24 protein-coding genes are annotated in these 25,289 nt (G+C 33.5%); 17 read left to right on the top strand and 7 right to left on the bottom strand.

What is annotated here, in order from left to right; all coding sequences use genetic code 11:
* Positions 1–11: 11 nt before the first annotated feature.
* The 10 genes from hemE to G5V56_RS01405 all read left to right on the top strand — a co-directional run bounded on the left by hemE (position 12) and on the right by G5V56_RS01405 (position 11,073).
* Positions 12–1,040, top strand: a complete 1,029-nt coding sequence (hemE, locus tag G5V56_RS01450; RefSeq protein WP_166960174.1) for a uroporphyrinogen decarboxylase — start codon at positions 12–14, stop codon at positions 1,038–1,040.
* Positions 1,041–1,148: 108 nt separating this feature from the next.
* On the top strand, positions 1,149–1,688 hold the full coding sequence (locus tag G5V56_RS01445; protein WP_166960171.1) for a GNAT family N-acetyltransferase: 540 nt from the start codon (positions 1,149–1,151) through the stop codon (positions 1,686–1,688).
* Positions 1,678–2,580 carry an oxygen-dependent coproporphyrinogen oxidase gene (gene hemF, locus G5V56_RS01440; RefSeq protein ID WP_166960168.1) on the top strand — a complete coding sequence of 301 codons (903 nt, stop codon included), beginning with the start codon at positions 1,678–1,680 and terminating at the stop codon, positions 2,578–2,580. The genes G5V56_RS01445 and hemF overlap by 11 nt, the downstream gene beginning before the upstream one ends.
* A 65-nt stretch (positions 2,581–2,645) precedes the next feature.
* Positions 2,646–3,638, top strand: coding sequence for a porphobilinogen synthase (gene hemB / locus G5V56_RS01435; protein WP_166960165.1), 993 nt, complete (start codon positions 2,646–2,648; stop codon positions 3,636–3,638).
* 85 nt (positions 3,639–3,723) lie between these two features.
* Positions 3,724–5,019: a serine hydrolase domain-containing protein gene (locus tag G5V56_RS01430; protein ID WP_166960162.1), complete on the top strand. Its 1,296-nt coding sequence runs from the start codon at positions 3,724–3,726 to the stop codon at positions 5,017–5,019.
* A 74-nt stretch (positions 5,020–5,093) separates the two neighbouring features.
* Complete coding sequence (locus G5V56_RS01425; protein ID WP_166960159.1) at positions 5,094–6,182, top strand: CNNM domain-containing protein; 1,089 nt, start codon at positions 5,094–5,096, stop codon at positions 6,180–6,182.
* Complete coding sequence (locus G5V56_RS01420) at positions 6,182–6,655, top strand: methylated-DNA--[protein]-cysteine S-methyltransferase (RefSeq protein WP_166960157.1); 474 nt, start codon at positions 6,182–6,184, stop codon at positions 6,653–6,655. Before G5V56_RS01425 ends, G5V56_RS01420 begins: the two co-directional genes overlap by 1 nt.
* A gap of 70 nt (positions 6,656–6,725) precedes the next feature.
* On the top strand, positions 6,726–7,877 hold the full coding sequence (locus tag G5V56_RS01415; protein WP_166960155.1) for a serine hydrolase domain-containing protein: 1,152 nt from the start codon (positions 6,726–6,728) through the stop codon (positions 7,875–7,877).
* A complete protein-coding gene (locus G5V56_RS01410) occupies positions 7,874–8,587 on the top strand; it encodes a 3'-5' exonuclease (RefSeq protein ID WP_166960153.1) in 714 nt (237 codons plus the stop codon). Before G5V56_RS01415 ends, G5V56_RS01410 begins: the two co-directional genes overlap by 4 nt.
* 521 nt (positions 8,588–9,108) lie before the next feature.
* A complete protein-coding gene (locus G5V56_RS01405; protein ID WP_166960151.1) occupies positions 9,109–11,073 on the top strand; it encodes an acetoacetate--CoA ligase in 1,965 nt (654 codons plus the stop codon).
* On the opposite strand, the gene G5V56_RS01400 is transcribed toward G5V56_RS01405, so the two are convergent.
* From G5V56_RS01400 to trhO, 6 genes are all read right to left on the bottom strand, one after another.
* The gene (locus G5V56_RS01400) at positions 11,070–13,409 is read right to left on the bottom strand and encodes a penicillin-binding protein 1A (protein ID WP_166960149.1); all 2,340 of its coding nucleotides are present in this window, start codon (positions 13,407–13,409) and stop codon (positions 11,070–11,072) included. The genes G5V56_RS01405 and G5V56_RS01400 overlap by 4 nt on opposite strands.
* Before the next feature lie 63 nt (positions 13,410–13,472).
* Positions 13,473–13,973 carry a gliding motility lipoprotein GldH gene (locus G5V56_RS01395; RefSeq protein ID WP_166960147.1) on the bottom strand — a complete coding sequence of 167 codons (501 nt, stop codon included), beginning with the start codon at positions 13,971–13,973 and terminating at the stop codon, positions 13,473–13,475.
* Positions 13,963–15,144: a PSP1 domain-containing protein gene (locus G5V56_RS01390; RefSeq protein WP_166960145.1), complete on the bottom strand. Its 1,182-nt coding sequence runs from the start codon at positions 15,142–15,144 to the stop codon at positions 13,963–13,965. The genes G5V56_RS01395 and G5V56_RS01390 overlap by 11 nt, the downstream gene beginning before the upstream one ends.
* 120 nt (positions 15,145–15,264) lie before the next feature.
* A complete protein-coding gene (locus G5V56_RS01385; protein ID WP_166960142.1) occupies positions 15,265–15,495 on the bottom strand; it encodes a ferredoxin in 231 nt (76 codons plus the stop codon).
* Entirely contained in the window at positions 15,495–16,739 is a 1,245-nt protein-coding gene (locus tag G5V56_RS01380) for a peptidase U32 family protein (protein WP_394366198.1), read from the bottom strand. The genes G5V56_RS01385 and G5V56_RS01380 overlap by 1 nt, the downstream gene beginning before the upstream one ends.
* A gap of 7 nt (positions 16,740–16,746) precedes the next feature.
* Entirely contained in the window at positions 16,747–17,823 is a 1,077-nt protein-coding gene (trhO, locus tag G5V56_RS01375) for an oxygen-dependent tRNA uridine(34) hydroxylase TrhO (protein WP_166960135.1), read from the bottom strand.
* Between the two features lie 281 nt (positions 17,824–18,104).
* On the opposite strand from trhO, the gene recA reads away from it, so the two are divergent.
* From recA to G5V56_RS01355, 4 genes are all read left to right on the top strand, one after another.
* Positions 18,105–19,112, top strand: a complete 1,008-nt coding sequence (recA, locus tag G5V56_RS01370) for a recombinase RecA (RefSeq protein ID WP_166960132.1) — start codon at positions 18,105–18,107, stop codon at positions 19,110–19,112.
* A 96-nt stretch (positions 19,113–19,208) separates the two neighbouring features.
* Positions 19,209–19,616: a hypothetical protein gene (locus tag G5V56_RS01365; protein ID WP_166960129.1), complete on the top strand. Its 408-nt coding sequence runs from the start codon at positions 19,209–19,211 to the stop codon at positions 19,614–19,616.
* A 35-nt stretch (positions 19,617–19,651) separates the two neighbouring features.
* A complete protein-coding gene (locus G5V56_RS01360; RefSeq protein ID WP_166960126.1) occupies positions 19,652–20,197 on the top strand; it encodes an RNA polymerase sigma factor in 546 nt (181 codons plus the stop codon).
* A complete protein-coding gene (locus tag G5V56_RS01355; RefSeq protein WP_166960123.1) occupies positions 20,194–21,684 on the top strand; it encodes a hypothetical protein in 1,491 nt (496 codons plus the stop codon). Before G5V56_RS01360 ends, G5V56_RS01355 begins: the two co-directional genes overlap by 4 nt.
* A gap of 87 nt (positions 21,685–21,771) precedes the next feature.
* On the opposite strand, the gene G5V56_RS01350 is transcribed toward G5V56_RS01355, so the two are convergent.
* On the bottom strand, positions 21,772–22,500 hold the full coding sequence (locus tag G5V56_RS01350) for a lysophospholipid acyltransferase family protein (RefSeq protein WP_166960120.1): 729 nt from the start codon (positions 22,498–22,500) through the stop codon (positions 21,772–21,774).
* Between the two features lie 64 nt (positions 22,501–22,564).
* Between G5V56_RS01350 and G5V56_RS01345 the strand changes: the two genes are divergently transcribed.
* The 3 genes from G5V56_RS01345 to G5V56_RS01335 all read left to right on the top strand — a co-directional run bounded on the left by G5V56_RS01345 (position 22,565) and on the right by G5V56_RS01335 (position 25,120).
* On the top strand, positions 22,565–22,807 hold the full coding sequence (locus tag G5V56_RS01345; RefSeq protein WP_166960117.1) for a GlsB/YeaQ/YmgE family stress response membrane protein: 243 nt from the start codon (positions 22,565–22,567) through the stop codon (positions 22,805–22,807).
* An 89-nt stretch (positions 22,808–22,896) separates the two neighbouring features.
* A complete protein-coding gene (gene trpS, locus G5V56_RS01340) occupies positions 22,897–23,865 on the top strand; it encodes a tryptophan--tRNA ligase (protein WP_166960114.1) in 969 nt (322 codons plus the stop codon).
* A gap of 91 nt (positions 23,866–23,956) precedes the next feature.
* On the top strand, positions 23,957–25,120 hold the full coding sequence (locus G5V56_RS01335) for an ATP-grasp domain-containing protein (RefSeq protein ID WP_166960111.1): 1,164 nt from the start codon (positions 23,957–23,959) through the stop codon (positions 25,118–25,120).
* Positions 25,121–25,289 lie beyond the last annotated feature (169 nt).

The following is a 25,289-nucleotide window of genomic DNA, read 5'->3' as shown; positions in this document are numbered from 1 at the left end:
CAACAACCAATATGATTAAGAACGATTTATTTTTAAGAGCTTTAAAAGGAGAAACTATTGAACGCCCACCAGTTTGGATGATGCGTCAAGCAGGCCGTTATTTACCAGAATTTATAGCTATTCGTGAAAAATATGATTTCTTTACACGCTGCAGAACTCCTGAGTTGGCTAGTGAAATTACAGTTCAACCTATTCGCCGATTTGGTATGGATGCTGCCATATTGTTTAGTGATATTTTGGTGATCCCACAGGCAATGAATATAGAAGTCCAAATGAAACCCAATTTTGGTCCGTATTTACCAAATCCCGTTCGTGATCAAAAAGGCGTAGATGCTGTTGTTGTTCCCGATGTAAACGTAGAACTAGGCTATGTAATGCAAGCTATAAAAGCAACTAAAGAATTGTTGAATGATGAAGTTCCACTTATTGGTTTTGCAGGCTCGCCGTGGACTATTCTTTGTTACGTTGTTCAAGGTCAAGGAAGTAAGACTTATGATAAAACCAAAGAATTTTGTTTTACAAACCCCATAGCAGCACACCAATTATTACAAAAAATTACAGATACTACGATTGCTTATTTAAAAGCTAAAGTAAAGGCTGGTGTTGATGCCGTACAGATTTTTGATTCTTGGGGAGGTATGCTATCTCCTGTTGATTATCAAGAGTTTTCTTGGCAATATATCAATCAGATCATAGAAGCTTTAAAAGACGAAGCACCCGTTATTGCCTTTGCAAAAGGATGTTGGTTTGCGTTAGAAGATATGGCACAATCGAATGCTTCTGCATTAGGGGTTGATTGGACATGCTCTCCAAAAATAGCGCGTGAATTAACAGGCGGAAACATTACTCTTCAGGGTAATTTTGATCCTGCGAGATTATTATCGCCACCATCAGAAATCAAAAAGATGGTACATCAAATGATTCGTGAATTTGGTAAAGACAAATACATCGCAAACTTAGGTCATGGTATTTTGCCTAATATTCCTTTAGAAAATGCCAAAGCTTTTATTGATGCTGTAAAAGAATATAAAGAAGTCTAGAGCTTTTAAATAAGCATGAATATTTAAAATTAAAAAGTAGGTTTATTGAATCTATTTTTTAATTTTAACATTCAGTCTTTAAACAACTTATAGACCAATTGCTATTAAATGAATTACCGTTCAGATACATTTTTTATTGAATACTTAAAACCCGAAGACGCTCTTAATCTTAATAAATTATTAGTATCAAATACTGAGCGTTTTAAACGCTATTTACCTAAAACACTGTCTGAAAACAGAACTCTGGACAGCTCCAAATCTTACATTGTTAAGCGTATTGATTTAATGGCTTCAAAATCAGAATATACCTTTACCATTAAAGACACTTTAACTAAAAACATCGCAGGCTTAATCATTTTAAAGTCTATCGATTGGAACAAAAATAAAGGCGAGTTTGCGTATTGCATTGGTAAATCTTACGAAAAAAATGGCTGGATGAGCCAAGCCATACGTGCAGTTTCAAAATTTGCATTTCAAGAACTAAAACTTGAAACACTTCAAATCATTTCGCATAAAACCAATAAAGCCAGTGTTAAGGTGGCTGAAAGAAACAATTTTGTTTGGAAAAAAACATTAAAACACGAATTTATTCCTTCTGGACAACCACCTCTGGATATGGAATTATACGAGTTGACATATGAAAGATAAATTTTACCAATATATTCAAGATTTACAAGATACCATTACTTCAAAACTTGAAGCTATTGATGGTAAAGCAACGTTTAAAGAAGATCTCTGGCAACGCCCTGAAGGCGGTGGCGGAAGAACTCGAGTGATTGAAAATGGAGATGTATTTGAAAAAGGAGGTGTGAATATTTCTGGTGTTCACGGAAAACTTCCAAAATCGATGCAATCCTATTTTAAAGTTGGTGATGTTGATTTTTTTGCCTGTGGATTAAGTTTGGTCTTGCATCCAAAAAACCCAATGGTGCCAACAGTTCATGCTAATTGGCGCTATTTTGAAATGTATGATAAAAACGAGAATATTATTGACCAATGGTTTGGTGGCGGACAAGATTTAACGCCCTATTACTTGTTCGAGGAAGATGCGAAACACTTCCATCAAACTTGTAAGATAGCTTGTGATAAACATCATCCTGATTTCTATACCGATTTTAAAGAAAAATGTGATTCGTATTTTTACAATACGCATCGCGAAGAAGCTCGTGGTATAGGTGGTTTATTTTTTGATTACTGCAAAGCATCAGAAGATATGAGCATGCAAAATTGGTATGATTTTGTAACTGAAGTTGGTGATAGTTTCCTTGAAGCTTATGTTCCTATTGTTGAAAAACGTAAAAATTTACCCTATTCAAAAGAGCAAAGAAATTGGCAAGAAATACGCCGTGGGCGTTATGTAGAATTCAATTTAGTTCACGATAAAGGCACGCTTTTCGGATTAAAAACGAATGGTCGTATTGAAAGTATTTTAATGAGTTTGCCACCACATGTACAATGGGTTTATAATCACCATCCAGAAAAAGGTAGCGACGAAGAAAAATTAATTCATGTATTAAAACATGCTAAAAATTGGGTTTAAATTATGACTTCAATAAGGTTTTAAAACCTTTTTACTTTGTATTTTTAACCTCCTAAAATAAGACTATGTATCCACTTAGAAGAAATAGACGTTTAAGAGCCAATGAAGCTATTCGCTCTTTAGTAAGAGAAACCATTATTACACCCAATGATTTTTTAGTACCGCTTTTTGTAGTTGAAGGTAAGGGTGTAAAAGAAGAAATTCCTTCGATGCCTAATTACTTTCGTTATAGTTTAGATTTGTTAGAAAAAGAAGTGAAGGAGCTTTGGGCAATGGGCTTGAAATCGGTTCTATTATTTGTAAAAGTGCCCGATAATTTAAAGGATAATAAAGGTACCGAAGCTTTAAATCCTAACGGATTAATGCAACGCGCTATTAAAACTGTAAAAAATGCTTGTCCAGATATGTTGGTGATGACCGATGTAGCAATGGATCCCTATTCATCTTACGGTCATGATGGTATTGTTCAAAATGGAATGATTTTAAATGATGAAACTGCTGATTTTTTAGCCAATATGAGTCTGTCACATGCCAAAGCAGGTGCTGATTTTGTAGCGCCAAGTGATATGATGGATGGTCGTATTATAACGATTCGCGAAGCTTTAGAAGATGATGGCTTTTTAAATACTGGCATTATGAGCTATTCTGCTAAATATGCCTCAGCTTTTTATGGGCCTTTTAGAGATGCTTTAGACTCTGCTCCTGTGGATATGGTGGATGTTCCAAAAGATAAAAAAACCTATCAAATGGATTATGCGAATCGCATTGAAGCCATTAGGGAAACAGAAATGGATATTGAAGAAGGCGCCGATATTGTGATGGTAAAACCAGGTTTGTGTTATTTAGATATTGTTAGAGAAATAAAAGATGCGGTCGACGTTCCTGTAGCTGTATATCAAGTGTCTGGTGAATATGCCATGATAAAAGCCGCTTCAGAAAAAGGTTGGTTAAATCATGATGCCGTGATGATGGAACAGGTTACTGCAATAAAGCGTGCTGGTGCCGATATCATTGCAAGTTATTTCGCTAAAGATGTCGTTAAACTTTTAAATCGTTAACGACTATCAAACAAACCTTTATGTTTTATCACCCTGAGCGCAGTCGAAGGGTCGCCAAAGATGTTGCAAAATTAATTCTGTACTTATGATGTTTAAGAGTCTTTCTTTTAAAGTTTCTTGTTTGTTTCTTTGTGTTCAATTAACGCAAGCACAATTACAATATGATACCCCAGAATCCGTAGGATTAGACTCTAAAGTTATTCAAAAAAGCGTTGATTCCATCATGCAAAAAGGCATCGAGGAACACGCATTTCCTGGCGCACAACTTTTAGTGGCTAAACAAGGAAAAATTATTTTTCATGAAGCCTATGGTTTTCATACCTATGATAGTATTCAAAAAGTTGGCTTAGATGATATCTATGATTTGGCATCGGTGACTAAAATAACGGGGCCACTTCCTGCTTTAATGAAATTGTACGAAGAAGGAAAGCTAGATTTAGATAAACCGTTTAGCTATTATTGGAAATCTTGGCGACATAAAAAAGACAAAAAGAATATAACCCTCAGGGAACTCCTGGCGCATCAATCTGGTTTGCAGCCTTATATTGTATTTTTAAGTGATGTTATAAAAGATGGCAAAATAAAAAGACGTTTTGTTAAAACTCAACCTAATAAACGGTTTTCAAACGAAGCTTTTCCAAATATTTACGTGAAAAACAGATTTAAAAATAAGGTTTTTAGACAAATAAAACGATCAAAAGTCAGCAAAGAAAAAGTATACAACTATTCTGGATTAGCCTCCTTAATATATCCGCAACTTATTGAAAATATTACGGGTGTTCCCTATCAAACTTATTTACAAGACAACTTTTACCGCCCTTTGACTTGTTATACTTTAGGGTATACACCTAGTTTAAAACACTTTAAAAATCCTATTGTCCCCACAGAATACGATTCTATTTTTAGAAAAACACTTACTAAAGGTTGGGTGCATGATGAAAATGCAGCCCTTTTAGGAGGCGTTTCTGGGAATGCGGGACTCTTTGGTACCGCTACAGATCTAGCAAAACTCATGCAAATGTATATGCAGAAAGGGACGTACGACGGCAAACAGTATTTAAAAGAATCAACCCTTAGTGAGTTTACTAAAATTCAATATCCTAAAAATGATAATAGGCGTGGTTTAGGGTTCGATAAGCCTTTAATTGGGAACGATACGCTTAGTTTAAAAGAAGCCTACCCGGCTCCAGAAGTGAGTGCTGAAAGTTTTGGTCATGCGGGTTTTACAGGAACATTTCTTTGGGCAGATCCCAAAAACGAGTTGGTTTTTATTTTTCTATCAAATCGTGTATATCCTACACGAGCAAACAGAAACTTATATAGTCTAAATATTCGTCCAGCTTTACAGGAAGTATTTTATACCGCATTAAAAAAAGATTAAGTTCTATATAGCTACTAGCTTTTACAAAGTGTTGTGAATTTAATTTTGTATTTTCACAATTAAAATAAGTTTTAATGAATGCACTAATTTTCTGGGCAACCATATCTATTTTCTTTTCCTTTTTATGTTCTATTCTTGAAGCTGTTTTATTAAGTATTACACCTACATTTATAAACGTAAAAAAACAAGAAGGAAAAGAGTATGCATTAACCTTAGAAACTTTAAAAAAAGATGTAGACAAACCTTTAATTGCGATTCTCACTCTAAACACCATTGCCCATACTTTAGGAGCTATGATGGTTGGTATAGAGGCTGAAAAACTACCGTATAAAATTGAACTTTTTGGTATTAATACCGTAGGCATAGTGTCGGCAATTATGACCTTTTTAATTTTAGTGGCCTCTGAAATTATTCCAAAAACCATTGGGGCAACCTATTGGAAATTCCTGGCTAATTTTACTTCAAAAGCACTAACCATTTTAATTTTTCCATTAAAATATACGGGGCTTTTATGGTTGCTTCAGCTAACCACAAAACTTATTGGAGGCAAAGGGCATCATGGCAGCGCCCTTAGTAGAGAAGATTTTCAAGCTATGACGAATCTTGCTGAAGAAAAAGGAGTGTTCTTAAAATCTGAAAGTAAGGTGATTAAAAATATGCTTACTTTTAAAGATGTTTTGGTTAAAGACATTATGACTCCGAGACCCGTCATGAAAATTGAAAATGAGAACGAATCTATTAAAGTCTTTTTCGATAAAAATTCAAACATTCGCTTTTCCCGAATTCCTATTTTCGAAAACGATTATGATAATATTACAGGATTAGTTTTAAAAGATGATGTTTTTAGAGAAATGGCTCTTGGGAACGGTCATAAAAAACTAGCAGATATTAAAAGAACTATTATTATTATTAATAGAGACATCCCCATTCCTAGCCTGTTTGAAGAACTGATAGAAAGTAAAAACCATATGGCTTTAGTAGTCGACGAATATGGTTCTGTAAATGGATTGGTAACTATGGAAGATGTTATTGAAACCTTATTGGGAATGGAAATTATGGATGAAAGTGACAATGTTCCCGATCTTCAATTATTGGCAAGACGGAGTTGGGAAACACGAGCCAAAAAGTTAGGATTAATTGAAGATGAAACTACCGAAGATTAATGGAAACCTGTATCATTAAATCACCTTTAGGTTTTACCAAAATTGTTGGTGATTTTAATGGTATCAGCTCTGTAACGGTTTTAAATTCTGAAGAAAAAATTACCGATATTATTCCTGTTGAACTTGAAGATTGTGCCATTCAACTTAAAGAATATTTTGAAGGAGAACGGAAACAATTTGATTTAAAATTAAACCCACAAGGTACTGATTTTCAAAAAAAAGTATGGGACAAACTTCTTGAAATTCCTTACGGAAAAACAATGTCATATTTAGAATTATCAAAACAATTAGGAGACGTTAAAGCTATTCGCGCCGTTGCCAATGCCAATGCCAAAAATCCTCTTTGGATTATTGTTCCTTGTCACCGCGTTATTGGTTCTAATGGCACTTTAACAGGTTATGCTGGTGGGCTACATAGAAAACAGTGGTTGTTAGAACACGAAAGTCCTTTCAAACAACAATCGCTTTTTTAAATTTCAAACCTTTCAAAATCAAAAACACATAAAATTTTTCCTATATTTATTTCAACTAAACTTTTTAAAAATGAAATTCTTAAAAAAGCTCTTTAAATGGATTGTTATTCTCATCGGATTACTAATTGTTGTCTTATACGCAACAGATACTGATTATTTAATAAAAGCAGTAAGAACTATTTATCTTACAGGACATTCCACTGCTTATTTAGAAGATTATAAAAAATTTGATAATGAACCTATTGCTATAGGAACCCCACAACCTTGGCCCGAACATAAAGATTATAACACGGTTGAAGAAACAGAAACGTTAAAAAAAATAAACAAAGCCAATGGTACTATTGCATATGTAATTATAAAAAATGACAGTATTTGGTTTGAAAACTACTATGATGGCTTTGGAGAAAATTCGAAAAGTAATTCATTTTCCATGGCAAAAAGTTATGTGTCTGGACTTATGGGAAAAGCAATTCAACAAGGGTATATTAAAAGTTTAGATCAACCAGTAAGTGATTTTTTACCCACTTTTAGTGAAGGCTTAGCAGCTAAAATGACTGTCGGCGACTTATCTAGTATGTGTTCTGGAACCAATTGGGATGAAGCATACTACTCTCCATTATCTATCACGACACGTGCTTATTTTGATGACGATTTAGAAAAAGTTATGTTAGGCTTAAAAGTAGTTGATGAACCAGGAAAAGTTTATAAATATGCCAGTGGAGACACTCAACTACTAGCCATGGTTATTGAAAAAGCCACTGGTAAAAAAATGTATAAATACTTAGAAGAAAGTTTTTGGAAACCTTTAGGTTGTGAAAACTCAACGCTTTGGCAAGTAGATAGTAAAGAAAATGATTTAGTAAAAGCGTATTGCTGTATAGCAAGCAATGCTAAGGATTTTGCTCGCTATGGAAAACTTTTTAAAGACCACGGGAAATGGAATGGCAAACAAATCTTAGATTCTGCTTTTGTAGCAAAGTCTATAAAACCACGCTTTAAAGAAAGTCCGGAGTATGGTTACGGTTGGTGGTTAAAACATCAAAATGGAAAAGACTTTTTTATGATGCGCGGGCATCTTGGGCAATATGTAATTGTAGAACCAGAGGACAACGTTATTATTGTAAGACTAGGGCATTCAAAAGGATCAAACGTTGAAGTAGCTTCGTTTACTGAAGATATTACTACCTATATTAATGAGGCTTATAAAATGCTTGAAAAATGATTTCAAAACTGAACCTAGAAAATATTTTGTTTTTGGATATTGAAACAGTTCCAGAAACACAATATTTTTCTGATTTAGACGAAACCAAACAACTACTTTGGGAGCACAAATCGCAATACCAAAGAAAAGACGAGTTTACTGCCGAAGAATTTTATGACCATGCTGGCATATGGGCCGAATTTGGCAAAATAGTCTGTATTTCGGTCGGCTATTTTACCTTTAAAGGAGACCTAAGAAATTTTAGAGTTACCTCTTTTTATGGTGATGAAATTTCCATTTTAATGGACTTTAAAAACCTCCTGATTTCTCATTTTAGTGAAACAAAACATCTATTGTGCGCGCACAACGGTAAGGAATTTGATTTCCCGTACATAGCGCGACGAATGATTATTAATAACATTGAATTGCCTTATAAACTAAATTTATTTGGTAAAAAACCATGGGAAATTCCGCATCTAGACACCTTAGATTTATGGAAATTTGGTGATTATAAAACTTATACTTCTTTAAAATTACTAACCAATGTTTTAGGCATTCCATCTCCTAAAGATGATATAGACGGTAGCGAAGTCTACAGCGTATTCTACGAAGAAAATAATATTGATAGAATTGTTATTTACTGTGAAAAAGACACCATTGCCGTAGCTCAAATATTTCTGCGCTTAAGAGGTGATGACATTCTTCATGAAAACGAAATAACTCATATATAAAAATACTTTGTATTGTATTTTATATATGAGTTATACTTGTTTACAAAAAAATTGTTAGTACTTTTTAAAAGTATCAAGAGTTAAATAACTTGACTAGTATACCTATTAAAAAAAGTTTTTATGCTGTATTACAGCATAAAAACTTTTTTTGTTAAATACAATACACTCTTTAAAAATCGCAAATTCTCTTTAAGTGTTTCTTTGAATTTGCTTTCAGTACTATTAGTAGGTTGTTCAGGTAGATTTGTTGCAATATTCATAAGTCGTAAGTTTATGGTAAATTTGGGATTCTATTAAATTAATTCAGTTTGTTTTGGGGATTATAAAAGTAGCAAAGTTTTTCAATTTATCGTCTAAAAAACATCAATAATCGACGAAAAGCATATATTTTTAACTTTTAGATGATATGTACTACAATTATTATGTATTTCAATTATTTATTAATTCTATATTTCCATTAAAAACATACACGTTCATTATTTATAGATTGCTTATATTTAAGAATCTTAAATTTTACAAAAATGTCTGATAATAAACTATGGGAAGGCTCAACATCTTTTAAAGAAAATAGTCACTTATTCAACTACCAAAAATGGTTAGCAGACAATCATAATTTGCATTTTACTACCTACGAAGATATATGGCAATGGTCGGTTACTAATGCCAGTGATTTTTGGAAAAGTATTTGGGACTATTTCAATGTTATTTCTCATAGCCCATATGAGTCTGTTTTAAAAATGACTACCATGCCAGATTTTGAGTGGTTTCATGGCGCACAACTCAATTATGCCGAACATATATTTAGACAGTCTCAACCTAATCAAACAGCTATCATTTTCAGTAACGAACAAGGTGAATATATAGAATTATCTTGGGCCGATTTAAAGCAAAAGGTAGCTTCAATGGCTGCTTATTTAAAATCAATAGGTGTAACAAAAGGTGATTGCGTAGTGGCTTTTTTACCAAACGTTCCAGAGGCAACCATTTCATTTTTGGCTGTAAACTCAATAGGCGCCATTTGGTCAAGTACGTCTCCAGATTTTGGAACCGAAAGTGTGATTGACCGCTTTGCTCAAATTAAACCCAAAGTTTTTATCACTACGGATGGCTATTATTATAACGGCAAACCTTATGATAAAACATCAGTCGCTGTTAATATTTCCAAGGCATTACCCACACTAGAAAAGGGTATTGTTCTACCTTATTTAAACAAAGAAGATATTTCAAAATTTCCAGAAGACTTTATAAATATTAACGCAGTATTTAAGACTATAGCAGATCAATTAGTTTTTGAACCTGTAGATTTTAGTCACCCTATTTGGGTTTTATATTCATCGGGCACTACAGGATTACCAAAAGCAATTGTCCACTCGCACGGAGGTATTTTATTGGAACATTTAAAATACATGGCATTTCATAATGATGTGCATCAAGGAGAACGCTACTTTTGGTATAGTACCACAGGATGGATGATGTGGAACTTTTTACAATCTGCTTTACTAATGGGAGCAACCATTGTGTTGTATGATGGCAGTCCAACCTATCCAAACTTCAACATGCTTTGGAAGTTTTCAGAAGATTTAAAAATCAATCATTTTGGAACAAGTGCGCCTTTTTTAGTGGCTAGTATGAAAAACAATATCAGACCAAAAAATGAATACGCCTTAACATCTTTACGTTCTATAAGTTCAACAGGAGCTCCTTTACCCCATGAAGCCTTTGAATATGTTTATAACAATATAAAATCTGATGTATGGCTATGCTCTATGGCTGGAGGAACCGATGTTTGCACCGCTTTTGTAGGCGGTACGCCGCTATATGCAGTTCACCCAGGTGAAATACAATGTAAAGCGCTAGGTGTGTCTCTTTATGCTTATGATGATAATGGACAAGCTGTTGAAGATGAATTAGGTGAAATGGTGATTGATAAACCCATGCCTTCAATGCCTATCTATTTTTGGAACGATGACAATAACCAGCGCTATAAAGCCAGTTACTTTGAACAATTCCCCCATAAATGGAGGCATGGTGATTTTATAAAAATCAACTCAAAAACGCATGGGATTGTTATCTATGGAAGATCTGACGCCACGTTAAACAGACATGGCATACGCATTGGCACCAGTGAAATTTACAGATGTATCAACAAAATAAATACTATCGAAGATTCTCTTATTGTTAATTTAGAACTTGAAGGCGGCCAACACTATATGCCTTTATTTGTAAAAATGAAACCATCATACAAGTTGACTGACGATGTGAAAACAGCCATTAATCAACAACTCAAAAAAGAATATTCGCCCAGACACGTACCAGACGATATCATTGAAGTTGCAGATATTCCGTATACTATTAGTGGTAAAAAAATGGAAGCTCCTATTAAAAAGATATTACTAAAAATGCCTTTTGAGAAATCAATTAATGTTGATTCTATGAAAAACCCGGAATCGGTAGATTTCTTTATTGAGTTTGCAAAAACGATTTAAAAATTCAAATCATCTGGGATTTCTTCAGGTTTTGAGGTGTTACTATTAGTATTTGTATCTGTATCATCAGAACAGTCTACCCTAATAGTAAGGTCTTTAGGAACATCAAAATCTTCTTGAGATATATTTAAGTCTTTATCAGCATAGCAACTTTTCATATATAAAGCCCAAATAGGCAATGCCATAGCAGCACCTTGTCCATAGGTAACAGTTGCAAAATGCACCGATCTATCTTCTGCACCTACCCAAACTCCTGTTACTAAATTGGGTACCATACCCATAAACCAACCATCACTTTGATTTTGAGTGGTTCCTGTTTTACCAGCAATAGGGTTTGTAAATTTATACGGATAACCAGTTACTATTTCTCTATAGTCAGCTCTGTAAGTCTCTGCTCCTGATGTTCTTAAGCGCACTCCTGAACCTGATTGCGTAACGCCTTCCATAAGTTTAACCGTTACATAGGCGGTTTCATCACTTAATACATCTCTAGTTTCAGGTTTTACTTGATATAGTACCGTATTGTTTTTATCAGTAATACTAGTTACCATAACTGGTTTTGTATACACTCCTTTATTGGCAAATGCCGAATAGGCTCCTACCATTTCATATACGCTCAAATCTGCTGTTCCTAGAGCAATTGAAGGAACTGGCAACACTTCAGATTCCACACCTAGTTTTTTCACTAAATCGACAACGGGCTTTGGTCCTACTTTATCCATAACTCTAGCCGTTACCGTATTTACAGAGTTTGCCAACGCATCTTTTAACGTCATATAACCTCCATATTCACCACCATTATTTTTTGGCGACCAAGGTTCTGGGTTTCCAAATTTACCGGCTTCAATAGTAATTTGAGAACGCGGAAGAGTATCACAAGGAGACAAATGCAATTGATCAATAGCTGTAGCGTACACAAACGGCTTAAAGGTTGAACCAACCTGACGTTTTCCTGTTTTCACATGATCATACTGAAAATATCTATAATTAATACCACCAACCCAAGCTTTTACTTGCCCTGTTTGAGGATCCATAGACATAAGTCCTGTATGTAAAAACGACTTAGAATAACGCATAGAATCAATAGGCTTCATAATAGTATCTATTTCACCTTTCCATGAGAAAACCCGCATTTGAATAGGTTTATAAAACGTTTCTTTAATTTCTTTATCAGACTTTCCTAAATCATATTTCATATGTCGCCAACGTTCTGATTGTTTCATAGAACGATTCATCAAGTCATCAATTTCACTTTTATCAAGTTCTAAAAAAGGCGCTGTGGGGTTTCTATCTGGTGTATTTTGATGAAAAAATTCAGCTTGTAACCTAGGCATGTGCTCTTGTACGGCAGCTTCTGCATATTGTTGCATTCTAGAATCTATGGTTGTATATACTTTTAAACCATCGCTATTTAAATTATAATAGGTGCCATCTGGCTTTGGATTGTTTTTAATCCAATCTTTCATAAATCCTCTGAGATATTCCCTGAAATAGGTTGCAAGACCTTCTCGATGTGATTCTGGTGAATAGTGTAAATCTAACTCTGTTTTTTGGAGTGAATCTTTAACTTTCTCTGTTATATATCCGTATTTTTTCATTTGAGCCAACACCACATTACGTCTGTTTCTCACTCCAACGGGGTTTCTGTCTGGCAAAGGGTTATACAGAGATGAATTTTTAAACATCCCAACCAACATAGCTGATTCTTTTAAATCTAAATTTTTAGGTTCTTTGCCAAAATAAATTCTTGATGCGCTACGAATACCGTCTGCAAAATTCCCAAAATCATAAATATTAAAATACTGAGCTAAAATTTCTTCCTTGGTATATTGGCGTTCTAAACGGATAGCAATAATCCATTCTTTTACTTTTTGCAATATTCTTTCAAACATATTAGTAGACCCTTCACCATGAAATAATTGTTTTGCTAATTGTTGTGAAATGGTACTAGCACCCCCACCACTACCTAATTTCACGATAGCTCGAAGCGTTCCTCTGGCATCAATTCCAGAGTGTTCGTAATACCTGGCATCTTCTGTTGCTACTAACGCATCAATTAATTGTTTTGGTAAGTCATCATAACCAACAGGGGTTCTGTTATCGTTAAAATAAAACTTACCTAAGGTTACTCCATCCGAAGAAATAATTTCGGTTGCTAAATGTGTTTCGGGGTTTTCAAGTTGTGTATGGTCTGGAAGCTCACCGAAAGCGCCCCAAGATGCTAACGAAAAAATTAATATTACAAAAAGAATACCTGCTGAAAAAAGTATCCAAAACCAACGCACGTATTTATCAAACTCTTGATTGTTGTTTTTAACTTGTTTTGTCTTTGCCATTTAATTTTAATATAAATTCATTTCGAGATTGTTTTTACAACTATTAAAAAACACTCGATAAGACTACTCCTTTAAATTTTTTTTGGTGTTTTCTATTCTAAACCCAACATCTGTAATTCCTTCAAGAGAAACAACACCATGTACCTTACCATTTTCTCTCATGGCATGTTGAATATTTACGGTATATTCTCCTGCTTCTTTAAACACCACATCTTCTTTATACCACAATTTATTTTCTTTAACATCCATAAGTCCCGTTCCTAAAAACTTACCACTTGGATCTGTCATTCTGTACTCTAACGTATCTTTTATCGTTCTACCATGTGGGAATACCATTTCAACAATTAAAAAGATATTACTATACTTATATTCATTTGTATTTCTTAAATCAACAAATAAATTATACGGTTTTATAGAATCTGGTGGATTTATTTTAAACGTAATTATTGAATCTTTATTCCATTCATTAGGAACGGATTTATATTCGTCATAAACTCTTTTTGAGTCACATGAAACAACTATTAAAAAGAGACCTAAAAAAAATAACAATAGATTATTTCGCATTATTTTTAGCGTTTTGTGAGTTTTGAGGTTTTCTTCTGTTTTTATTGTTCCTTCTCTTTTTACGTTTATTTGCGGGTTTTGGACTATCAAAGCGTGTTAAACTATCTTGACCCACAACGTTTTCAAACTGGTTTTTAGTATCCTCAACAATGGTAGCGGCATATTCTTCAAGGCTCGCCACCTTTGTTCTTTTTTTATTGAGACTGATAATTTCGTTGGCTTGATCGGTTGTTATTTTGTGCCAATTCATCCATTCGCCTTCGTAAGCATACCACATATGGCCTTTGAAAATATCTGTTTTTTGGCACACAGCAGTTCCTTTCTCGGTTTGCAGTTTTATATCTGTTGAAGGGAAACTTTTTAAGGCATCCAGATAGGTGTCTAACTCATAATTTAAACAGCATTTTAATTTTCCACATTGTCCTGCTAATTTTTGAGGATTTAGGGATAATTGCTGATATCGTGCTGCCGATGTGCTTACAGAACGGAAATCTGTTAACCATGTTGAACAACACAACTCACGTCCGCATGATCCTATACCGCCAAGTCTGGAGGCTTCCTGACGAAACCCTACTTGTTTCATTTCAATACGGGTTCTGAATTCTCTTGCGAAAACTTTTATAAGTTCACGAAAATCTACACGTTCTTCAGCTGTATAATAAAAAGTAGCTTTACTGGCATCACCTTGAAATTCGATATCCGAAATTTTCATTTGTAACTTTAAGTCAATTGCAAATTGGCGAGCTTTTACTTTCATTGGCTCTTCTTTGTCTCTTGCTGCCGACCAAATATCGATATCCTTTTGACTTGCTTTTCTGTAAATTTTTAAAATTTCTTCTCCTTCTTGGTCGATATTTTTACGTTTCATTTGAACGCGTACCAATTCTCCAGTAAGCGTCACCATACCAATATCATGTCCAGATTGAGCTTGTGTTGCCACAACGTCACCAATACTTAACGTTAGATTTTCGGTGTTTTTATAATAGTGTTTGCGTCCGTTTTTAAAACGAACTTCTACCCAATCAAATGGTTTTTCTCCACTAGGAAGCGACATATTTGCCAGCCAATCAAAAACCGTTAGTTTGTTACAACTATCGGTACCACAAGTACCATTGTTTTTACATCCTTTTGGTTGACCGTCTTTTTCAGTTGAACAACTGTTACAACTCATACATTTTATATATTGAATTCGTTAATAAAACTATTACGAATGAAGGTTTATAATTATTTTAAAAGGTAAAGATAAGATTATTATGTTTACTTTAAAATAGAAGTGTTATTATCATGAATACTAAATCATTTTAACACTTATAATCTTAACGGGGCACGCCTTGGAGGCATTATCGCACTCATCAAAAATGGTGTTTTCGTTTGATTTTAAAGTAAAAAATCCTTTTTTATCTTTGGAATGTAGCAAGACCGATTTCCCGTCTTTTTTTGACATTTGAAATTGGTTTGGCGCCAACTCAACACAATAATTACAGCCAATACATTTTTGGCGTTGCAAGGTTACAATCACCATTACGCCTCTACTTTATTTTCTACGATTTTATACAACTTATCAGATGGTCGTATTCTAAAACCTAACGGAATGGTTACAGAATCGCCTTTCTTTCCTTTTGAAGAATTTTTATCGTTTACCATCATCTCATTCACCTGCATTTCTTTTACCCCTGTGGTTGGTCCCGTAATTAAAATGGTATCGCCAACCGAAACATCATACGCTTCAATTTGAAACTCGCCAATTTTTGGTTTTGGAAAATAGTGAACACCTTTACCAATATACACTTTCTTTTGGGTAGCGTGCGACCCAGAACCTTCACTCCATTCTCCTAATTTCTGACCTAAATAATAGCCATTCCAAAACCCGCGATTATATACTTTTTCAAGGTCTTGCATCCAAGAAATTACTTTTTCTTTTTGGTAGGTTTTAGTTTCCAAACTATCAATAGCTGCTCTGTAACAGGAAATGACTTTGGCAACATATTCTGGCGCTCTTCCGCGTCCTTCTATCTTCAAAACCTTAATTCCAGAATCTGCCACTTGATCTAAAATATCAATCGTACACAAATCTTTTGGAGACATGATGTATTCATTATCAATCTCCATTTCAAAACCCGTTTCCTGCTCAATAACCGTATATTTTTTTCTGCAATTTTGTTTACAAGCACCTCTATTTGCAGACGAGTTATACGAGTGCAAACTCATATAGCACTTGCCTGAAACCGCCATACACAAAGCTCCATGACCAAAAATTTCAATTTCTATGAGTTTCCCCGAAGGTCCTTTAATTTGCTCTTTTTCTATTTGCTCGGTTATCTTTTTTACTTGTCTTAAACTAAGTTCTCTACTTAACACCATGGTATCAGCAAACAACGCATAAAATTTAACCGTTTCAATATTCGTGATGTTAATTTGGGTTGAAATATGAACTTCCATACCTACTTCTCTGGCGGTCATAATCACCGCTTGATCCATGGCAATAACGGCTGTAATATTTGATTCTTTAGCTTTGTTAATTAAGGCTTTTACAATCGATAAATCATGGTCGTAAATAATGGTATTTAAAGTTAAATAGGTTCTTACGCCTTTAGCCTGACAGCGTTTGGCTATTTCTGGTAAATCATCTAAGGTAAAATTAATAGATGCTCTCGCCCGCATATTAAGTTGTTCAACCCCAAAATACACAGAATCCGCGCCATTATCTAAAGCGGCTTGTAAGGATTCAAAATTTCCGGCTGGCGCCATTAATTCAATGTTCTGCATCATCAGCTTATTCTTTCTTATTGAGTTTTAGTGTCTCAAAAATATTTCTTAAATCCTTTTTATAAGACAAATGATCGGCACGTCCTTTTTTAAAAATATCATTGCTATTACCCTGCCCTTTTCTTAGTGCTTTCTGTTCTTCATACGGTAAGGCGTGAATCTCTTTGCAGGTTGTTGAACAGCAATTATCCATTTCCTCCTTACAGGCATCACATTGAATAAACAGTAAATGACAGGCATCATTAGCGCAATTGGTGTGCACATCAAAAGGGGCACCGCATTGGTGGCATTGTGCTATTACATCCTCACTAATACGTTCTGCTCGTCGATCATCAAAAACAAAATTCTGACCCAAAAATTTGTTTTCTAAATTCTTCTCCTTGACTTGTCTGGTATATTCAATAATACCGCCTTCAAGCTGATATACATTTTTAAAGCCTTTATGTTTAAAATAAGCGCTGGCCTTTTCGCAACGAATGCCTCCAGTACAATACATGACCAAATTTTTATCTTCCTTATGATCTTTTAAATCGGCTTCAATAATATCTAATGAATCTCTAAACGTATCTACATCTGGCGTAATGGCATTTTTAAAATGCCCTATTTCACTTTCGTAATGATTGCGCATATCAACCAAAACCGTTTTTTGGTCTTCAATAAGGACATTGAATTGCTCTGCGCCAAGATGAATACCTTTATTGGTTACATCAAAAGTGTCATCATTTAAACCATCGGCAACAATCTTATCGCGAACTTTAATTTTTAGTTTTAAAAATGATTTGTTGTCTTGCTCAATAGCTATATTTAAGCGAATCCCTTGCAGAAAAGAAATGCTATCAAGATGTTCCTTAAATTCATTAAACCTATCTGCAGGCAATGATAATTGCGCATTAATACCTTCATGAGCCACATAAATTCTGCCCAGAACGTCTAAATGATTCCAAGTTATAAATAAATGATCCCTTAATATTTGAGGATTTTCAATGTTGGCATATTGATAAAAAGAAAGTGTTAATCGATTTTTTCCTGCTTGATCGATTAATTGAGCTCTTTCTTTGGCACTTAATGTATTGTACAGTTGCATGCTATACTAATGTTTTAAGATTAAAGACTATTTAAGCGGCAAAGTTATGTTTTTTTTAAAAACCCGAGAATATAATGCATAGAAAAAGCACTTTACAAGTTGCAAAGTGCTTTCCCACTAGTTTGAGTTAGTCAACTTAAATGTTTTCTTAAATTTTATAGCAAAATTTTTCCCACTTTATTAAGTAGATGCAAAAAGAGCAAAAAGGTTGCGTGATAAAATTGTATTGTGACAAAAGAAGTATTAATTTAGCATACATAACTTCAGAAATAAAAAATTAGATGAGCAACGAAAAAGACGCAAAATTAAAAGCACTAAAACTTACTTTAGATAAATTAGACAAGGCTTACGGCAAAGGAACCGTAATGAAAATGAGTGACTCTGCTGTTGTGGATGTAGATGCAATTTCATCAGGTTCATTAGGATTGGATATTGCTTTAGGTGTTGGTGGTTATCCTCGCGGACGTGTTATTGAAATATATGGACCAGAATCTTCAGGTAAAACAACCCTAACATTGCACGCTATTGCAGAAGCGCAAAAGGCAGGTGGCATTGCTGCCTTTATTGATGCAGAACATGCATTTGATAGGTTTTATGCACAAAAATTAGGTGTTGATATAGATAACTTGATTATATCGCAACCAGATAATGGAGAACAAGCTCTTGAAATTACAGATAACTTAATTCGTTCTGGTGCTATTGATATTGTAGTTATTGACTCGGTAGCAGCTTTAACACCAAAAAGCGAAATAGAAGGTGAAATGGGCGATTCAAAAATGGGCTTACATGCCAGATTAATGTCTCAAGCCCTAAGAAAGCTAACCGGTTCTATTAGTAAAACAAATTGTACCGTTATTTTTATTAATCAATTACGTGAAAAAATTGGCGTTATGTTTGGAAACCCAGAGACTACTACGGGTGGTAATGCTCTAAAGTTTTACGCATCTGTGCGCTTAGACATCAGACGTTCAACTCAAATAAAGGAAACCAATGGAGATGTAATGGGTAACAAAACAAAAGTTAAAGTGGTGAAAAATAAAGTAGCCCCTCCTTTTAAAACAGCTGAATTTGATATTATGTATGGTGAAGGTATTTCGAAAGTTGGTGAAATATTGGATATTGCTGTGGACTTTGAAATTATCAAAAAAAGCGGCTCTTGGTTTAGTTATGATGACACAAAACTGGGGCAAGGGAGAGACGCTGTTAAAGCCCTTATAAAAGATAATCCAGAACTTCAAGATGAACTTGAAGTTAAAATAAAGGCCGCATTAAAAGCCGCCAAAGAATAAATTAAAATCCCGATGTTATCGGGATTTTTTCTTTTAATACGCAACCTTTTAAAAGTCTTCGCATCTTAAAGGAAAAACGTATTAAAAAAAATTGTAATGAAACGATTAATTATTCTCAGTTTAACATTAATTTTATTTGCCTCGTGTAGTGTTGATAATGGTGTAAATTATAATTTAGATATATTACCCATTGAAAGTGTTGATATGCCAGATTCTTTTACTTTAGGCGAAACCTATCCTATAACGGTTACCTATTTAAAACCTTCAACCTGTCACACCTTCAAAGAGTTTTATTATTTAAAAAATAATAATGAACGTACAGTAGCTGTTATAAATTATGCCTATACTGATGATAACTGTACCAACCTTGACAATGAATTGGTTGAAGCCACCTTTAATTTTATAGTTACTAGCAATGGTAGTTATATATTTAAGTTTTGGCAAGGTACAGATGAAAATGATGTAGATCAATATCTAACTATTGAGGTGCCAGTGACAAACTAAACTTAGTATTAATTAATTAATTCGGTTTTAAGAATTTGGGTTTAAAACAACTCATAGAAAATTGTAAGAATAACAATACTCAAGCTCAAAGCGAACTATATAAACTCTTTTCGGGTAAACTATTTTCGATTAGCTTAAAGTATTCCAGAAATTATGTGGAGGCGGAAGATAATTTGCAGGATGCCTTCTTAACTATTTTCAAAAAAATCGAGCAGTATAAACACAAAGGTTCTTTTGAAGGTTGGTTAAAAAGAATTACTATAAATACCGTTTTACAACGGTACCGAAATGAAAAGGTTTTTGACATTATTAACGAAGATATTACCGAAGATATTGAATTAGATATTGATGAAGATGATGTCTCTATTGATTATCTTTTAAAGATTATTCAGGAATTACCAGACCGTTACAGATTGGTTTTTAACCTGTATGTTTTGGATGATTATTCTCATAAAGATATTGCTGAGATGCTGAAAATAAATGTAGGTACCTCAAAATCGAATCTAGCACGAGCTAGACAGATATTGAAGAAAACCATTGAAGATTATAAAGTAACAAGACATTTACAATCGTTACAATGAAAGAGAAAAAACATATAGACAGAGTATTTCAGGAACACTTTAAAGATTTTGAAGTTGCTCCTAGTGATGCTGTTTGGGATACCATTGAAGCTCAATTAAACCAAAAGAAGAAAAAAAATAGAGTCATTCCTATTTGGTGGCGCTATGCAGGTGTTGCTGCACTATTGCTATTATTTCTAACAATAGGTGGTATTTATTTTAATGGCACAACTACTGTTACACCAACAAATCAAGTTGTAGATACTAAAGAAGCAACCCCAACAAAAACGAACAGCGCAGATGATTTTAAGCAAGCTGAACAAGAACATAATAATAATAATGATGATGCTAACACGAAAAACAATACGAAAGAAGCTGTTAAAAACATTAAAAAAGAACAAAATACACCAACTAACTCAGCTTCATCATCAGCAATTGCTCATACCTCATCAAAAGCATCAAGTTTAAATACAAACAACTCAAATACTGAAAAACCAAAAAAAGATGTAAATCAAGCACCTTTGATTGATAAAAACAATTCTATAGCAGTTGCTTCTAAAGAAAAAAGCAAGACAGAACCTAGCGTTGATAATTCAAATAATAGTATTGACATCACGACTAAAAAACAAGAAGTTATTACTAATAGCGTCTTAATTGCTGATGCAAAAAATAATCGTGTAGATTCTGCAACCGTTACAACTCCAGAAACAAAAACACGTTCAATTGAAGAAGTCTTAGCTGAAGTAAAAAACAGCGTTGAAGAAGAAAATCCATCAAATAATAAATGGAGTTTAACCCCGAATGCAGCACCTGTATATTTTAATAGCCTTGGAAAAGGATCGTCTCTGGATTCTCAATTTAACAACAACTCTAAAAGTGGTGAAGTTAACATGAGTTATGGCGTTATTGCTGGATATACTATTGCCAAAAATTTAAAAATTAGGTCTGGTATAAACAAAGTCAACTTAGGATATAATACAAATGACGTGGTTGTATTTGAATCTATTGGCGCCATAAGATCAAGTTCTTCAATTAAAAATATCGCACCTGCTGAGCCTGCTCTCTCTAACGATGGGGCTCCACAATTATCTATTGTTAGTGAAGAAAGCCTTAACGCTTCTAAAAGCAACTCATTTATTAAAACGTCCAATACGTCAATCAATCAATCATTAGGATACATAGAAATTCCTTTAGAAATTGAATACACTTTAATCAATAAAAAAATAGGCGTTAATGTTATCGGTGGATTTAGTTCGTTTTTTCTGAACAACAACAAATTATATTCAGAATTTAATGGTGAACGCACACTTATTGGTAAAGCAACTAATCTAAACACTATAAGTTATAGTGCTAATTTTGGTTTAGGACTTAATTATAAAATGACAAAAAAGTTTGAATTGAATTTAGAACCTTTGTTCAAATATCAAATCAATACTTTCAATAATACATCTGGTAACTTTAAACCTTACATTATAGGAGTTTATACTGGTATCGGATTTAAATTTTAGGTTTTTGGTTAGGCCTCGATATTTTTTTGAGTAAGTTCTTGAGAAATATCTAGAAAACTGCTCTCCCCAAAGAGCAGTTTTTGTTTTTTAAACTTTTAATTGGTTTAAAATAATCATTCTTGCTTTACTGTTTAAGATTTTTGTATCATTAACAGTTAAGTTTCCTGTCTCTAAAAATTTATGAATTTTCACGCGCATTTTTCCTGGTCCTCCACTAAAAAACGTATAGGAAAAACGTTTTTTATTATCTAAAAACACTAAAGGTACAACAGGAATATGGTGATTTATAGCCAATCTAAAAGCACCGTCTTTAAAGGTATCTAATTCAATATGTTCTTCAGGCACGCCTCCTTCAGGAAAAATACAAATGCTCAATCCTGATTTTAAGCGCTTTTGAGCTCGCAAAAAAACAGCTTGTCTACTTTTTGCGGAACTTCTATCAACCAAAATACAAGTACGCTTATAAAAAAAACCAAAAAGAGGAATTTTACCTAGCTCTTTTTTTCCAACAAATACAAACGGATTTTTTATTACAGCAAGCATGAGCATAACATCTGCCATAGAGGTATGGTTAGCTATAAACATATAGCTTTTGTCTTTTTCAGGAATTTGATGCGCTTCAACTTTAACCTTAAAGCCCATACCTATTAAAATAAATTGAGCCCAAAAACGCGCTAATTTAAAAAAGTAAGGATACCATGTTTCTTTTAATATAGAAATAAACAAAATAGGAAACAAAATTATAATCGGAATTATAACAAGTATATAAAACCAAACTCGGTATAGAACCCAAAATATGTATTTAAATATCTTCATGCCTCTCAAAAATACTATTATAAATTGATTATCTTTAATAGATATTAATTTTATAATTTTAAATATGGGTTTACTTTATTCGTTATTAATAGGTGCAATTACTGGTTGGCTAGCAGGTAAATTAATGAAAGGCGGCGGTTTTGGTCTCCTACTAAACATTATTATTGGTATCATTGGAGGTATCGTAGGAAACTGGTTGTTTGCTACCTTAGGTATTTCTCTTATGCACGGTCTTATTGGAGATATTTTAACGGGTGCTATTGGTGCATCGTTAATATTATTTATAGCAGGTTTGTTTAAAAAATAATCCTTTTTTATCTTTTTTATAAAAGTGGCTCATGCCACTTTTTTTTATTGCATAACTTATCTTTAAATTTGCGCATTATATAAAAAATTATGGCAAGAATACTTACAGGTATACAAAGTACAGGAACACCACATTTAGGAAATATTTTAGGCGCAATTCTTCCAGCTATTGAAATGGCTAATACCCCTGAAAATGATTCGTTCCTTTTTATTGCAAACCTTCATACACTTACACAAATAAAAGATGCTGAAACATTAAGATACAACACCTATTCTGTAGCTGCAACATGGTTAGCTTTTGGTCTAGATATAGAGAAAACAGTGTTTTACAGACAAAGTGATGTGCCTCAAGTAACGGAACTATCTTGGTATTTAAGTTGCTTTTTCCCATATCAACGTTTAACGTTAGCACACGGTTTTAAAGATAAAGCCGATAGATTGGATGATGTTAATGCAGGCTTATTTACCTATCCAATGCTTATGGCTGCAGATATTTTATTGTATGATGCTAATATTGTCCCCGTAGGGAAAGATCAATTGCAGCATATAGAAATGACACGAGATGTAGCATCTCGTTTTCATGCTAAAATGGGCGAAACCTTTGTGCTTCCCGAAGGAAAAATTCAAGAAAACACCATGCTAATTCCAGGAACAGATGGTGAAAAAATGAGTAAAAGTAGAGGAAACATCATCAATCTCTTTTTAGATGATAAAAAACTACGCAAGCAAATTATGTCTATTCAAACAGACAGTACGCCTCTTGAAGAGCCTAAAGACTGGAAAACGTGTAACTGTTTTGCTATATACAGTTTGTTGGCTAACACAGAACAAATTGAAACGATGAAAGCCAATTATGAAAACGGTAATTATGGTTATGGTCATGCTAAACAAGCGTTATTTGAGCTAATAGTTGAAAAATTTGCAAAACAACGTGAGCGTTATAACTATTACATGAATAACCTCAACGAAATTGATAAAGCCTTGACTTTAGGGGCTGAAAAAGCAAAATTAGTTGCTGATGATGTTTTAAAAAGAGTAAGAGAAAAAGCTGGCTATTAACATGTTGCTATCATTTTGGTAATTCCTAAATGACGTTTCCTAAAAACGACATATATTTTGTCGGAAAAATAACTACAAGCCTTAATAAAACATGATACTTATAGACAAACCATATATTTCAGATTTTCTTTTAAAAACTATTAAGGACAATAATTTCGAAATTATTTCTACTAAAGAAGCAAAGTCAATGATTAATGATGATGCTTTGAATTGGATTTCTGAAAATGATGCGAAACACAAAATTATAAACAATTCAAACCCTCTTATTTATACAAATTCTGAAAATGCATTAACATGGGTTTTCAACAATCTAAAAGAAACTAAGCTACCTAACCAAATAAGATTATTTAAGGACAAACTTAAATTTAGAGAACTAACTAAAGAGCTGTTTCCTAACTTCTTGTTTAGAAAAATTAAATTAGATGATATTCAAACCTTAGATATTGATGACTTAAAACTACCATTTGTTATTAAGCCATCATTAGGGTTTTTTAGTATCGGCGTGCATATAATACATAACAAATCCGATTGGTATGCCGCCCAAAAAGAATTAAACTATGATAATCTAAAAAGCATTTACCCTAAAGATGTTATGGATGCTTCTACGTTTATTATAGAGGAATTTATAGAAGGAGAAGAATTTGCCATAGATGCCTATTTTAATGCTAGTGGAGAAGTCGTTATTCTAAATATTATGCATCATGTATTTTCTTCTAGTACTGATGTAAGTGACCGCATTTATTCCACCTCTCAAAGCATCATTCGCAAGTATAAAGAACCCATTGAAACGTTTTTAAAACCTATAGGAGAAAAAGCTGATTTGAAAAACTTTCCTTTGCATGTTGAAGTAAGAATTGATGAAAAAGGAGTGATAAAACCTATAGAAATAAACCCACAGCGATTTGGAGGTTGGTGCACCACTGGAGACCTTTCGTGGTATGCTTTTGATTTTAACTCTTATGAATATTTTATTCAAAATAAAAAACCGAATTGGGATGAAATTTTCAAAACCAAGAAAGATAAAATTTACAGCATTATTTTGTTAGATAATAATTCAGGTATTAAACCCTCCGAAATTTCATATTTTGATTTTGATATGCTTCAACAAGATTTAGAACATGTTTTAGTTGTTAGAAAATTCGATTTTAACACATATCCTGCATTTGGATTGTTATTTACTGAAACAACTCTAGGAAATGAAAAAGAGCTAAAAGAAATGCTGAATTCTGATTTAAAGAAATATATTAGAGGTTAGAAATTACATAGGCTAACAACTAATTAATTATCAATACTACCCTCGTCAATAAATTAAATGCCTAACCACTTTCCAAACCATAAACAACTATGAAAAAGCTCGTTTGGTTTACCGTTTTAATGATTACCTCACAACTATTTATGATTATATCTCAGTTCCTTTCAGATAA

This window comes from Yeosuana marina (genome assembly GCF_011762485.1).
Lineage (GTDB): Bacteria > Bacteroidota > Bacteroidia > Flavobacteriales > Flavobacteriaceae > Yeosuana > Yeosuana marina.
Note: the sequence above shows the minus strand (reverse complement) of the source record. Positions and strands in the feature narration are given on the sequence as shown.